This window comes from Myroides odoratus (assembly GCF_965118575.1).
Classification (GTDB): Bacteria; Bacteroidota; Bacteroidia; order Flavobacteriales; family Flavobacteriaceae; genus Flavobacterium; species Flavobacterium odoratum_B.
In genome coordinates, this window is the sequence record NZ_CBCPHW010000008.1 from 166,920 (window position 1) to 180,374 (window position 13,455).

7 protein-coding genes and 1 pseudogene are annotated in these 13,455 nt (G+C 36.5%); all 8 read right to left on the bottom strand.

Annotated features, from left to right (window positions below; all coding sequences use genetic code 11):
* Positions 1-21: 21 nt before the first annotated feature.
* A complete protein-coding gene (locus ACMHJ2_RS08790) occupies positions 22-1,983 on the bottom strand; it encodes an OmpA family protein (RefSeq protein WP_413512522.1) in 1,962 nt (653 codons plus the stop codon).
* 13 nt (positions 1,984-1,996) lie between these two features.
* On the bottom strand, positions 1,997-2,929 hold the full coding sequence (locus ACMHJ2_RS08795; protein ID WP_413512523.1) for a type IX secretion system membrane protein PorP/SprF: 933 nt from the start codon (positions 2,927-2,929) through the stop codon (positions 1,997-1,999).
* A 13-nt stretch (positions 2,930-2,942) separates the two neighbouring features.
* Positions 2,943-4,265 carry a gliding motility-associated C-terminal domain-containing protein gene (locus ACMHJ2_RS08800; protein WP_413512524.1) on the bottom strand — a complete coding sequence of 441 codons (1,323 nt, stop codon included), beginning with the start codon at positions 4,263-4,265 and terminating at the stop codon, positions 2,943-2,945.
* Positions 4,266-4,281: 16 nt separating this feature from the next.
* The gene (locus tag ACMHJ2_RS08805; RefSeq protein WP_413512525.1) at positions 4,282-7,269 is read right to left on the bottom strand and encodes a hypothetical protein; all 2,988 of its coding nucleotides are present in this window, start codon (positions 7,267-7,269) and stop codon (positions 4,282-4,284) included.
* A gap of 10 nt (positions 7,270-7,279) precedes the next feature.
* Positions 7,280-7,792 (bottom strand): hypothetical protein, encoded by a 513-nt coding sequence (locus ACMHJ2_RS08810; RefSeq protein ID WP_413512526.1) that lies wholly within the window; start codon positions 7,790-7,792, stop codon positions 7,280-7,282.
* A 3-nt stretch (positions 7,793-7,795) separates the two neighbouring features.
* Positions 7,796-10,093, bottom strand: a complete 2,298-nt coding sequence (locus ACMHJ2_RS08815; protein WP_413512527.1) for a hypothetical protein — start codon at positions 10,091-10,093, stop codon at positions 7,796-7,798.
* 17 nt (positions 10,094-10,110) lie between these two features.
* A complete protein-coding gene (locus tag ACMHJ2_RS08820) occupies positions 10,111-12,594 on the bottom strand; it encodes a hypothetical protein (RefSeq protein WP_413512528.1) in 2,484 nt (827 codons plus the stop codon).
* Between the two features lie 35 nt (positions 12,595-12,629).
* Positions 12,630-13,455 (bottom strand): annotated as a pseudogene (locus ACMHJ2_RS08825) (hypothetical protein); the annotation flags it as partial.

Sequence of the window (13,455 nt, forward strand, 5' to 3'; positions counted from 1 at the left end):
GTTGTTTGTTATATTTTTGAATTATATATCTAAAATAATAAACTCACTACGTCTGTTCAATTGGTGTTCTTCGACCGTACATGGTACTCCATTACTGCATTTATTTAGCAATTGTGTTTCACCATAGCCTCTACCTGTCAAACGACTTGGGTCGATACCTTGTTCAATCATCCATTTAATCGTTGCTTTTACGCGTCGATCAGATAAACTCAAGTTGTAAGCATCATTACCTCTACTATCCGTATGTGAGCGAACATCGATTTTTAGGGTTGGGTATTCCTTCATTACTTCCACAACTTTCATCAATTCAATCGAAGCATCTCTGCGAATATTCGATTTATCAAAGTCAAAGTAAATCGGTTGGAGTTTTAGTTTCTTAAATAAATCATCATTTACGCCTAATGGTTTTTCTGTTTTCTCTAATCCGATATTCACGGTTTTAACACCAGGCTCGCTATTTACATTAAACGCAACTTCAACGGTATTGTATAATTCTTTCTCTGCTTTGATGCGGTATTTATGTCCACAGTCTAATAGAGACGTAATATAGTATCCTTTGTTGTTGGTATAAATTGTATCTGATTTTTGATATAAAGCATCTGAGATAACTACTCGTGCATTTACTAATACTTCGTTGGTATCCTTGTCGTATACCGTTCCTTCTATACTTTGTTTACACGGTTTTTCAGCTAAGAAATAAATATCATCTGATCCTTTCCCTCCCGCGCGATTTGAACTGATAAATCCTTTGCCTTGTTTTGGGTCCAAATAGAAACCAAAATCATCCAAACTACTGTTTATTGGCGTTCCCATATTAACCACAGGGCCAAAACTTCCATTTGGATACATCTTAGTTACAAAGATATCAATTCCTCCTAATCCTGGATGTCCATCCGATGAAAAATACAACTGATGATCCGAAGAAATAAATGGAAAACTCTCTCTACCTTCGGTATTGATTTCTTTTCCTAAATTCTCTACTTCTCCATATCCTCCATTTTCATATAAGGCTACTCGAAATAAATCTGATTGACCTAAGGTACCTTTGCGATCAGATGCAAAGTACAACCATTTATCATCAGGAGTTAAAGCAGGATGGGCTGTATTGAAATTGTCTGAATTAAAAGGCAATTCCTCTACCAGTCCCCACTTCCCATCCGATTGCTTTACTGTCTTGTATAATTTTAATAAAGAGGTTTTGTCTTTATTTTGTTTACTACTTCCGCTGGTTTTAGAGTTATTTCGCGTGAAATACATCGTAGTACCATCTTGGGTAAAAACCGCAGTTGCATCATTGACTTTCGAATTGATCTCTGGTGCAAAAAGCACGGGTTCTCCAAATCCATCTTGACTAATTGTCGAGCTGTACAAACTCGTATAGCTCTCATTGGTCCAAGTGTGAATCTTTTTTCCGCTTTGGTGATCCGTAGCTCTTGCAGAGGTGAAAATAAATTGATCTTTGAGCATTGTTCCACCATAGTCTGAATACGCCGTATTCAAGTCTAACAATTTAATATCATAACGATCCGAATGATTTTCAATATGCGCCAAATAGTCGCGATTCTTTGCATACAAATCGGTTCTTGAATCTGCTTGTTCTAAGGTTGCAAACTGATCCATCAGTTGTTGTGATTTTTTATAATCTTCAACTGCTTTTAAGGTTTGCGCATAGCGGTAATAATATTCTGAAGGCAATTCGGATAGATTTTTATCTTCATAATCTCCTTCAAATAATTCGGTATACCAAGTATTGGCTTCGACTAGCTTACCATTGAAATAATAAGCATCGGCTAAGTTTTGCAAAATAGAGGTATTCACGTATCCCTTTTTAGCGATGCGTTCATACACTTTAATGGCATCTACATACGCTAAACGATCAAAGCTTTTATCGGCTTGTTTTTCTTTTTTTATCTGACTGTATCCCGAAACACTAAAGCTCAAAGCAATACTCAGTATTCCCAGTTGTATAAATTGTTTTATCATAGTACTTTTACTATTAGAAGAACCTAGGCGCAGTGACACGCGTGTAGCTATTAAACAAAGTGAATCGCATAAAAATCTCGTGTGAACCAGAGTTGTAATTCGCTAGTTTTGTAGTTTCTGCATCGTAACTATACCCTACAAAAACATTATCCGAAACTTGGAAGCCTACAAGTCCACTCACTGAGGCATCCCAACGATATGCAGCTCCAATAGTAAATTTATCTACAAACATAAAGTTTGCTGTTAAGTCTACTTGCAAAGGAGAACCTTGTTCCATTTTTACCATGGCTGCAGGTTTGAACTTCACATTGGTATTCACATCAAATACATAACCTCCGGTTACATATACATGCATTTTCTCACGAAGTGTTTTTATACTGTTGTCATCATACCGAGAATGCTTCAATAATGTAGGTACAGATAAACCTACATACGCTTTATCTGAATACAAAAATAATCCCGCACCAATATTTGGCGTAAATTTATTTTTCACATCATCCTCTGCAACTGGGTCTGAGGGATTATAAATGCGCAATTTACTATAACTCACATCGAGTAAATTAGCAGATCCTTTTAATCCAAATGCCAATTTATAGGTATAATTCAGGTCGATAGCATAGGATAAATCAATCGATAGCGTATTGTCATCCATTACCCCTAAGTGGTCATTGACAAAATTTACACCTAAACCTAAACCTGAATCTCCCAAAGGAGTATTTACAGATAAAGTAGCGGTTTTAGGTGCCCCTTCTAATCCGACCCATTGGGTGCGATAAAGTCCAAAAATATTTAAACCCTCTCTACTCCCTGCATAAGCGGGGTTAATATTCGAGTGGTTGTACATGTATTGGGTATATTGTGGATCTTGTTGCCCATAGGTTTGCGTTATACTTAGCAAACCTATGCCCCCAAGAACGATTGTCTTTATTGTGCTTTTTAGTTTCATCTAATTTTTAGATTTAATTCGTCTCCAAATGTAAATTTGCAGCTTTCTTAATCATTCGACTTCCGTTGTCATCTTTGTATTCATAGGTAACTACGTAGTAATAGGTACCACTTGGCAACTTCTTGCTTTTATCTACAGTTACACGACCTTCTGAATACCCTTTGAACACATTTGAACTTCCATCTCCAAGCGGATCGTACCCCTTCGTTTCATATACTTTTACACCCCAACGGTTGTAAATTTCTACGGTATTGTTTGGATATTTGCGGATGTTGTCAATGATAAAATAATCATTCTTGCCATCCCCATCAGGCGTAACTAAGTTGTAAATCACAACATCGCCATCTAATAACCAATCTTTTTTCACTGTCGCTAAGGTAAAAAATCCGTAGCCTTTTACCGTAGAAATCGTTGTAATTTCTTTGGCAGACATGTCTACTACTCCACCTTCATCTACCCATAATTGTTGCTTGGCATCCCAACGAACAATATGTAGTTCATTTTCAGGATCTTTCAACAATTCTGCTGGTGTAGTGCGTTCATCCCAACTTAACGTCAATAGGATATCGCTTTGTGTATTGTTGCTTTTATCAATCAACCAATATTCATTTCTATCTAATTCTTTGATAACGCCTGCTGCTGTAGGGCGAGCTTTGAAGAATCGATGATCTGCTTCTACATACTGACCTACAAAAATATCGTTTTGATCTTTTGGTGCAGAAATACGCGCATAGCGGTATTTTTGTTTATCACCTTTAGGGAATTGAAAACTTTCATTTCCTTTTTTCTCAACTAAACCTTCCGCATGAGAACGATCGCTTACACTAGTTGCTGTCGCTCCTTTTTGGAAGCTCAACATCCCATTAGATAAATCTGTACGTGGATTAATTAGCGAATCAATTTTTACAATACCGTCTTGAAAATCCATGATTCCATGGATATCCATGTTGTTTTTTAAATCGAAAGCAACTTTATCCGTCTTGTTATTTAATTCTACATTTTTAAACTCCGAAATAGAAACCCCGCTAATTACTTGAGGACCTGTTTCATTTTCATAACGCATAAAAACAGCCGTACTTGCACTATTTTTATTTTGCATCGTAAATGTATAATCTCCATCGTTATTAAAATCGCGGTAGTAATACGCTGTACCATCATTAAGCACAGATGCCTTATTTTGATTATCAAAACTATAAAGCGTAGAGAGTACTCCCCCATTGGCTACAGATATTTGACCTTGATTCACAAAAGACGCTTGATTCTCTTGAGCCCATACTGCACCACTAATTCCTAAAAAACTTAGAAAAAGTAAACGGTTACTATATATATTTTTCATATTACTTCGTTTTTAATTATTGGATAGCTGGATTTAATAACATTGGGTTTGTCATAGCAGGACAATCTTTCACTATAATTTCAAATACATTAGACGTAACTGTACACTGACCGTTACTTACACTCAAACGCACTTTAGTACCGTTTAATTGGCTTTCAGCGTGTTTAACTTCTATTTTATTATTTGTAAGGGCTACCTTATTTGAAAAAGTAGTATTATTTAGGGTTTCCCATGTTGCTCCCCCTGTTGTGGAATATTCCCAAGTATAACTAAAACCTGCTCCTGTTGATGCTACTAACGTTGTAGAATAATCGAAGTTTGTACAAACTTCAATATTCTGTACTCCAATAGCCAACTCAGGCAATGCATTAATTGTAATCGTAAATTCCTTTTTAGGCCCTACACATCCATCTTTTCCTTCTGCTACAAAATAGCGATGTGTACCTACTGCTGTAGGATTAGGAGTCCCTGTTATTGGGTTATTAGCTGCATCAAAATAAACTAATTCATATTGTTTATTTACACCCGTTTGAGAAAGCTTATTTTCTAAACTGATGGTTTCCCCATAACATAAAGTAACATTTTTAGTTGTAGGAGATGTAGTCACTATTTCAACACTAATTTCTAGTTTCGCATAGCAGTTAGCCTCCATACCAGGCACCATCACATAGTACATCTTTTTACTTCCGTCTGCATTCACTGGGAAATTACCCGTTACTAGTCCTACATTTGAATTATACGATGTTGGCACAACATTGAAAAACTTTGTCCCTGAAGGATATTTAGCAACCACTTCTGCTCTAGAAAAACCACCGGTTGGTACAGAACAAAAAGCTCTAAATTGCATCACTCCATTTTCAACAGGTGGATTACAATTTTGCAAGAAATCTGCACTTACTGTAATCGTTGACATAAAATCATCATATACAGGTCCAGCGCAAGCATCATTTCCATAGTCTCTCACTAAATCAGACCCCACTGGTGTTTGTGAAGTAGCACCTGTACCTGAAATTTTACCGTTGATTCTCACCTCTAAACCACATACATTGGTAGTTAATAAAATGCAATTATCCGATACTTTAAATCGATATTTCAATTTAGCTAATAGTTTTGTTTTGGTTGCATCTAACGGTAAAGTACCGATATTCCATACAATAGTTCCTCCTGGTGTAACTGCAGAAGTTGTTCCTGCTGGTGCTCCAACTGGTGGTATCCAAGCAACCGTACCACCTGCTGGTAAACCTCCAATAACAGTAGAACCTGAATAATGTAAATTAGAGGGTACTGGTATTTCAATTTTTGAACTATTTACCGCCTCTGTTCCTTTATTATAAACATCCAATTCGAACTCAAATTCCTGACCTGGCGTAATAATACCATTATTTAAAGGAGTATTTCCTCCAAAACTAGTGGCTTTATTTTCTCCGACAATTTCGGGTACATACGCATCTACAGCAAATACCATATTGTAAATTACATAAGTATCTTGTGTACTTCCATAACGGAAAGTTGCGTTTGTTGCATTGTTAGCAATATACTTATTGTTGGTGTTAGTTAAATCAAATTTAGCAATATCAAATCCTGTGTTATTGACTAAATTAGGATTCCTAGGTGTATTACCAACCGCAATTGAAGAATTAAAGAAGTTGCCCGTTGTGTTACCACTGTGACTTAATCTGTCAAACTCAGTTCCTCTCTTAATTTCAAAATAATCTCCTGAAATCATACGATCTCCCTCTCCTGCCATCATCCCCAAGGTAACATTTACATTACCATATTGAGTTGCTTTGAATCCTGAGATTGGCAATTCATAATTATATGTACCTCCAGCAACATACGCATGTCCGTCGAAAACGGTGATATCACGCCATTTCATTGAGGCATTTTTATAGATGACTACCATCCCCCAACCGCCATAATAACCAGTTCCTCCACCATTTCCTTCCAATAAGGCCATATCGGCAACAAAATAATTAGCAGCCCCATTTTTGCGCACATAGTCTGTAATATCAGCATATGCTGAGTACATTACTCCATCCCCTGTTGTAGGGTAATAAATATCACTATCTTTTGCAATTATATCAATATAACTCTCTTGATTTGCTTTTAGTTTTACTTTGTGTTTATCTAACTGAATAGATCTAGTTTCATCCTGTTCTATTTCTCTCGTTACCTCATAGTGAATACGAGCACTGTTTTGATAAGTTGAAGCGTTACTAGTTGCATTAGTAGTTCTAGTAAATCTTACAATTTTTAGAAGCATTCCATTCACTTCAATTTCAAACGCTGTATTCAAGGTTGCAACTCCTGTTGACGTATTATAAGTACTTTCTAAAGTTTGAAAGTTTCCACTTGTACCTGTTCTGTATTGTACGCGATTATTAGGATCATTTGTAATGACGAACTCATAGGTTGTTCGACCTGATCCTGTAATGCGATATTGTGGATAATATTGTCCTGATGATGTTCCTAAGCGAGTTACATCACTAAACCTATACCCTACATAAAGAAAGTCAGTATTTCTGCTAACAGTTTTATTTACTTCGTTAACTGATTGTAATACCCGCGCTGTTTTATTCACATTAAAAACATTAGGACTTGAAGATACATTACTTTTATCAATATCATGAACACGACCTGACCAATACAATCCTGCATACACAATTTCAGTACACTCACCTCCAGGCACTACTAATTCCGCAGATGAAGAGTTAATAATCCAAGGATTATTGTTGTCAATATTTACATACTTCATTGAATTTTGACTATTGTCTTTATCTAGCTCATAAGACGATAGCGTTAAATTGGTATTTCCAAGCATCAAAAAGTCTCCTTGCAGCTTATAATTTTTTGTATTCGTATAAGGTACTGGTGCTTTGGCAGACACACGAGGATTAAACGGTACTCTTATCTGTGCATAGGTTGAAATGCCATTTAGCATTACACTAATGAAAACAAAAAAAGTAAAAAGAGAAGTACCTATATTCTTTATCATATTTTTCATAACTTTTCCTTTAGCTTGGTTGTTTCATTGTATAAAACAATACTTCAACATTGGCTTTTTCTTCTAATGCATTCATCAAATTTTGAAGTCTACTTTGAATTATCGATGCATTTAATGGTTGATACGATCTAATATAAATGTATTTCAAATGCTCCATTTTTTGTAGTATCACATTTGAGATAGCCCAATCTTCTTGTCCGTCCCATTCTATATTAATAATTTCTATTTCTGCTAAATTATTTTCAAAAGCATTTACCAACTTTGTAAAATCCGATGGTTTTACAAGGGTCATTTCCACAATAGTAGTAATATTAGTACTTCTATTAATTTTTGCTTCATTGTCCCTTGTTACAAACATAGAACTAGGTGCTCCATTTGCTAAATAATCTAATTTTTCTGCTTCAGTTGTAGATAAACTACTTAATTTAATTTCGTAAGCTGTGATCGTATTTTGTGCTTGTACTTGGAAACCCAAGAACAGCACAAAAACGACTAGTATATATTGTATCTTTTTATTCATCATTTGTTATTCTTTAACCGAGAACACTACATTAATAAAGCTTCCCATATTCACATTAGCCGCAGCACTAACGGTATAAGTCATCAAACCTGTTGCAGAGATGCTATTGATTGTAAATACGTTAGAAGTCGCATAGGTTACGTGGAAAATCAATTCTGAAGCGGGTAATACAGGTAGTGTTGCTCCTGGTACACTGCTCATTACAGGTGAACCAAATTGTTGTTGGTAAATGGCATATAAATTAATCGTCCCTTTGCGAGTTCCATTATCAAAAGTAACACCTGCTTGAGTTGTTTGGTTTTCAGCTGTAGGTACCAATACTGATGGCATATAGAAGAACTTAGGCATGGCTGCTTTTAGTGTTTTTAATACGCCATCTTGATCCGCTACGACCACTTTATCTGTTGCGCTTCCTTTAAATTCTGGTGTATTAATTTTATTAACTTGAACGCCTCCATCACCTTTAAAAACAACATTAGTAATTTCTTGTTTTGTACCTCCTGTAACAATATGAGAAGTGCTAAAAGTAATGTCTTTCAAAAGTTCTGCTACTATTTTTAATCCTGTATTAGAATTTGCATTAATTTCCGAAACGATAGTATTATGTTTCAATTTTAAGCCCGATCCCACTCCATTAATTCCTCCTGTATTTGAAATTAAACCAATAGAAGAAGTTGTATTGCCAAACATATTTAATCCTGTCTCAAATTCATCATAGGTAAACTCATGGCTTTGTGTGTCTTTTTGAAAAACTAAAGTAGTAGCTTCACCAAAGTTTACGGTTCGGTTTCCTGTTAATGTACCGTTATGTGTATAGATATTTTGATGCAAATCGGCTTGATTCTTCCATATCGGATTTCCATCTACATCAGTTACTAATACCTGATCTGCTTTATCTTGTGCTATATCTACTGGTAAAATCGATCCGTTTTTAATTTCACTTGACGTGATAGATTCTGCTTTTACGCGTAAGCTCGTTTCAACTAATACTGCATTTGTACCTCCACTAACTACTTCAATGGTTGCCGAAGTACCATCAGCTGCTAGTAAATTTTTAGCTTCTTTAATATCTGTTGCGTCTACTTTTGGTGTTCCAGGAATCCATTTCCCACCTTGAAAAACTAAAGCTTGGCCTTCTGTTTTTGTTCCTGTTGCTGCTACCTCAGTTCCTTGTAAGTTACTGATTGTATTTGCACCTGCTGTTCCTGTAACATCTCCTGCTAATGCAATTGATGCAGCATCCGCAGATACAGTATACGTTGTTACATTTCCTACCACACTTGGTGCTGCTACAGTAACTCCTGTTCCTGCTGCTACTACAGTTGTTTTTTGTGCTGTTTGAATAGCCTCATTGGAAACATTAACTTTATATTCGGTTGTATTTCCATCAACAGAAGAAGAAACCGTTGTATTTACTCCATCTACAACCGCAGTCATTTTTTGTCCTGCTTGAATGGCTGGTGTCAAATCTAATCCTGCTGCTGCTACTCCATTTACGGTTGTTGTTAGCGTTGCGTCTGTTAATGTATTCGCTACTGTAGCAATTACATCTACTTCAGACTCAACTCCATTTACTGTAGAAACTAAGGTATTTCCGTTTGTATTCTCTTTTTTTGCTACTTCATGCGTTGTTGCAGGTGCAATCGTTGATTGATCAATCCATGTTGTAGATAAACCATCCGCAGCTGTTACCATTACTTGATTAGCTCCACCTGGTGTAATAGCTAAGGTTACATTTTTTAAAGTTGAACCCGCACCATTTGCATCACCCCCAACAGTAATTCCTGTTGCTGTAATTCCCTTTGAACTTGTAAGTATTGTTTCATCTAAGCTTACCGGTGTCCATTGCCCTTCTTTTCCACCAACTCCTGGAATATACGTTAATACTTGATTAGCCGTTGGATTTGTTTCAGACACATCCACACCTTGAATAGCTCCTACAACTGTAGCATTAGTTGGTCCTGTTACATCACCCGTTAATGCAATAGCAGTAATATCTCCTTGTTGTGCAAAACGAACCCAACGATTTGTATCCCAGTAGTAATACCCTGGTGTTACATCATTTTGTGTTTTTTCATTATACACCATTAACGATTGGGCAGGTGCCTGAACAGGTGTTGTTCCATTTGTTGTTTGCACTAACTCAACACGCGGTATCAACAATCCTCTTTTGGAGGATTGTATATCTACTGCTGCTGTTTTATGTGGATCTTTTGTTCCAAAACCTTGTTGTGCCTGAACTTGTTGTGTACCTAAGATTAATACTAAACCAAGTCCTGCAAATCCAATGTATCTTTTTTTCATTTTTGTTTTTCTTTTTATTAGTTACGACCTACAACAATCCATTTTGTTCCGTTCGATTTGATAATCCATCCTTGGAATGGCATCGCTCCGTACGCTAAAACAGTCGAACCCGATTTAATATTTAAATACCCGTTGTGTGCTTCGTTTACATTAGCAATTTTAATACTAATTGTTTGTCCTTCTGTACCGTTTACAGCTGGTAAATTCAAGTTTGTATCTGCATCAGCTAAAGTAACTTCAATAACAATTTCACTCATTGATGGGTGGTAGTTATTTACTACAGAATTATCACTGATATTCACATCCCCGCCTTGGTTAATAATTACCTCACCAGCAGCTGTATCAACTGTTGCTAATTTCCCATCTGCTTGTACTACTACCGTTTTATTTGGTGTGTTAGCTGCAGCTGTACCTAAACCTGTAATGGCTAAAGATCCTTTTGTATTATCAATTGCGATTACCGTTGTTTTTTCAATTGGTCCTCCTAATTGGATATCATTTCCGTCTTTCGTTAAACCATTAGAAGCGGTAACTGTATTTCCTAAAGTTTCTGCGTTTACCCATTCAGTAACATAAGTTGTAGTACCTCCTACCGTTACTTCTTTCGTAACTAATACTTGACCTGCTTGTGTACCTCCTTTAATCTCGATTGTTGTTTCATCTAATAAAGCTTTTGCTCCACCTGATACTACAATTGATTCTGATATTAATCCTTTACCATTTATCAAATCACCGGTTACTTGTTGGTAAGTTACACCTCCGTTACCATCTGCTACAGGAACTTGTCCGATTGGTGCAGGTGTAGCTGTACCATTCGCTGTTGTATTTGAAGTCATTTTATCTGCTGATACCGCTTTCTCTGCTAAATCAACATTTGCAATTGTACCATCTGTAATTTCAACCGATGAAATACTTCCTTCTTTAATGCTTAAATGTGTTTCTACCAAAACAGCATCCGCTAACTGATCTGCTTTTGCTGTACCAATAACGATTTTGCCATCTGTAGTTAAATCTTTACCAATCGCTGTAGATACGTTTTGGTACGTAACACCGCCGTTACCATCAGCTACAGGAACTTGTCCTGCTGTTGCATTAGTAGCTGTGTCACTATCTTTAGAAGCCATTTTATCTGCTGTTACAGCACCTGCCTCAATTTTGCTATTTTTTACTGCTCCATCTGCAATACCTAAAGTCACATCTTTTAATAATGAACTCGCTACTTCAGATGTAGTTCCCGCTGCAGATCCCGCTGTTACCGTAATTCCATCTCCTTTTAATGCTTTCGCTTCAATCTCGCCTCCATCAATCGCCTCGCTAATTAAGTTTTTAGGAGACGTTTCTCTTAAAACTCCATTTGCATCTGCTACTACAACATTATTTCCACTTACTCCTGCTTTGCCAAGTTCTTCCAATCCTTTGATTGCTAAGGAAGCACCCGCAGCTTCAATGTTTAATTCTGTTGCACTAGTGATAGGGTTTCCTCCTAAATTGATTTTATTATTTGCATCAATAGAAATTCCTTGTCCTGCTTCTAGATTGTTAGATAAATCTGTTGGATTTTTCCACTCTGTTGTTTTAACTCCATTTCCATCAACTACAGTAACCAAAACCATTCCTTCCGTTCCACCTGGAGTAATGTCAATTTTCACATCTTTTAAAAGTGCTGTTGCTCCGTTTGCATCAATCGTAATTGAACTAGAAGTCAAAGCTTTTCCATTTACTCCTTCTGTAATAACCTCTTCTAATAAAGCTTTTGGTGTTACTTGTTTTAAGATTCCATCTGCTCCCATGATCACGATATTCTGTGTAGCGGCATCAAATTCTTTTCCAGCTGTACCGTCTAGTTTTTCTAAACCTGTAATTGCTAGAGTATTTCCTTTATCACCTGCTGTAGTTGCAATTGTTGTTGGTTTTTCCAAATCACCGCCTAAACCAACCGTTACTTTATCTCCAACGATTGTTGTTGTGATACCATTTACTCCTTCAACAGTTCCGTTTACGAAATCTTGTGGGTTTACCCATTCAGATACATACGTTGTGTTTCCGCCTACTGTTACTTCTTTTGTAACTAATACTTGTCCAGCTGTATTTCCAGCTTTTACACTTACTTTGTATTCATTATCATACCCTGTTGTAATTTTTTCAACCGATACATTCGTTCCTTCCGTAACTGTTACAACATTTCCTGAAGTAGAAGATACGAAACGCACCCATCTACCTGCATTGTTGTTATAAGAAGCATCCCAGTAATAAAAACCAGCTTCTGTACCTTTTGTTCCTTTATTGTACACCATTAAGGCATCCGCAGGATTTGCTACAGGTGCTGCTTGGTCTAAATTAGGAATATCAATTCTTGGGATTAATAATCCTCGTTTATTTGACACGATATCTACAGCTGCAGAGCGATCTGGTGTATTTGTTCCAAATCCTTGTTGCGCTACAACATTAGTTGTTGTTAAAACTGTAAAAGCTACTGCTGCCGATAGTATTAATTTTTTCATGTTACTTGTCTAGTTAAGTGTTACGTAAAGTGTGATTAAAATTTGTTAACGATTTGCCATTTAGATCCATCAGATACTAAATCCCACCCTGAAAAAGGAAGTGCTGTATATAATTCAGAAGCACCTTCAATAGTTCCTTGTACAGTTACGTAGTTGTCTTCGTTGGCATCGTGTTTCTTGATTGTGAATTTTTTTCCTTTGTTCGCTGCGGTTGGAGCTGGTAAGGTAAGTACCGTTTCTCCTGCTTGTGCATTTCCAAGTAAGATTACATCTTCCATTGTCAGTGCATAAGTACCTTGAACTTCTTTAATACTATTTAAATTAGATAGATTTAAAGAGATTGTCGCATCGTGAAGCAAAGCTTTTTCTCCTCCTGCATCAATCGTTAATAATCCACCTGCTACTTTTAAATCTCCTTTCGTACCTTCTATTGTAGTAATCATCGTTACTAATTTCTCAATAGCCTCTTGTACATTGGTAACATTTAAATTGGTTGTTGCATCGTTGTATACAATTCCATTAGCATTTGCATCAATCTCTCCAATTACAACACCTTCTGAATTTTTAAACTCATATTTGTTTGTTGTTGTATTTAAAGCTACTGCTACTTCTTTTGGATCAATGGTTACGCCTGTTTCTCCTGCTTTTGGAGTTCCGTCTGCACCAATTTGATTTTCGTTATAGTACGTAAATGTTCCGTTTGCATTTTCAACTAATACCGTTACTGTTTCATTTGCTTTTACTACAGCATCTAGCGTTTGGTACGTTACTGTTCCGTCTGCTCCAGCTACGCCTACACGTCCTTCTGCTCCTTGACCTGCATTTAACTTCTCTGAAGTAACTGCTAAATCTGCTAATTTA

Bases quoted from the DNA above. Each gene is read 5' to 3' on its own strand.
- ACMHJ2_RS08790 (WP_413512522.1), bottom strand. From the start codon at position 1,983: ATGATAAAACAATTTATACAACTGGGAATACTGAGTATTGCTTTGAGC.
- ACMHJ2_RS08795 (WP_413512523.1), bottom strand. From the start codon at position 2,929: ATGAAACTAAAAAGCACAATAAAGACAATCGTTCTTGGGGGCATAGGT.
- ACMHJ2_RS08800 (WP_413512524.1), bottom strand. From the start codon at position 4,265: ATGAAAAATATATATAGTAACCGTTTACTTTTTCTAAGTTTTTTAGGA.
- ACMHJ2_RS08805 (WP_413512525.1), bottom strand. From the start codon at position 7,269: ATGAAAAATATGATAAAGAATATAGGTACTTCTCTTTTTACTTTTTTT.
- ACMHJ2_RS08810 (WP_413512526.1), bottom strand. From the start codon at position 7,792: ATGATGAATAAAAAGATACAATATATACTAGTCGTTTTTGTGCTGTTC.
- ACMHJ2_RS08815 (WP_413512527.1), bottom strand. From the start codon at position 10,093: ATGAAAAAAAGATACATTGGATTTGCAGGACTTGGTTTAGTATTAATC.
- ACMHJ2_RS08820 (WP_413512528.1), bottom strand. From the start codon at position 12,594: ATGAAAAAATTAATACTATCGGCAGCAGTAGCTTTTACAGTTTTAACA.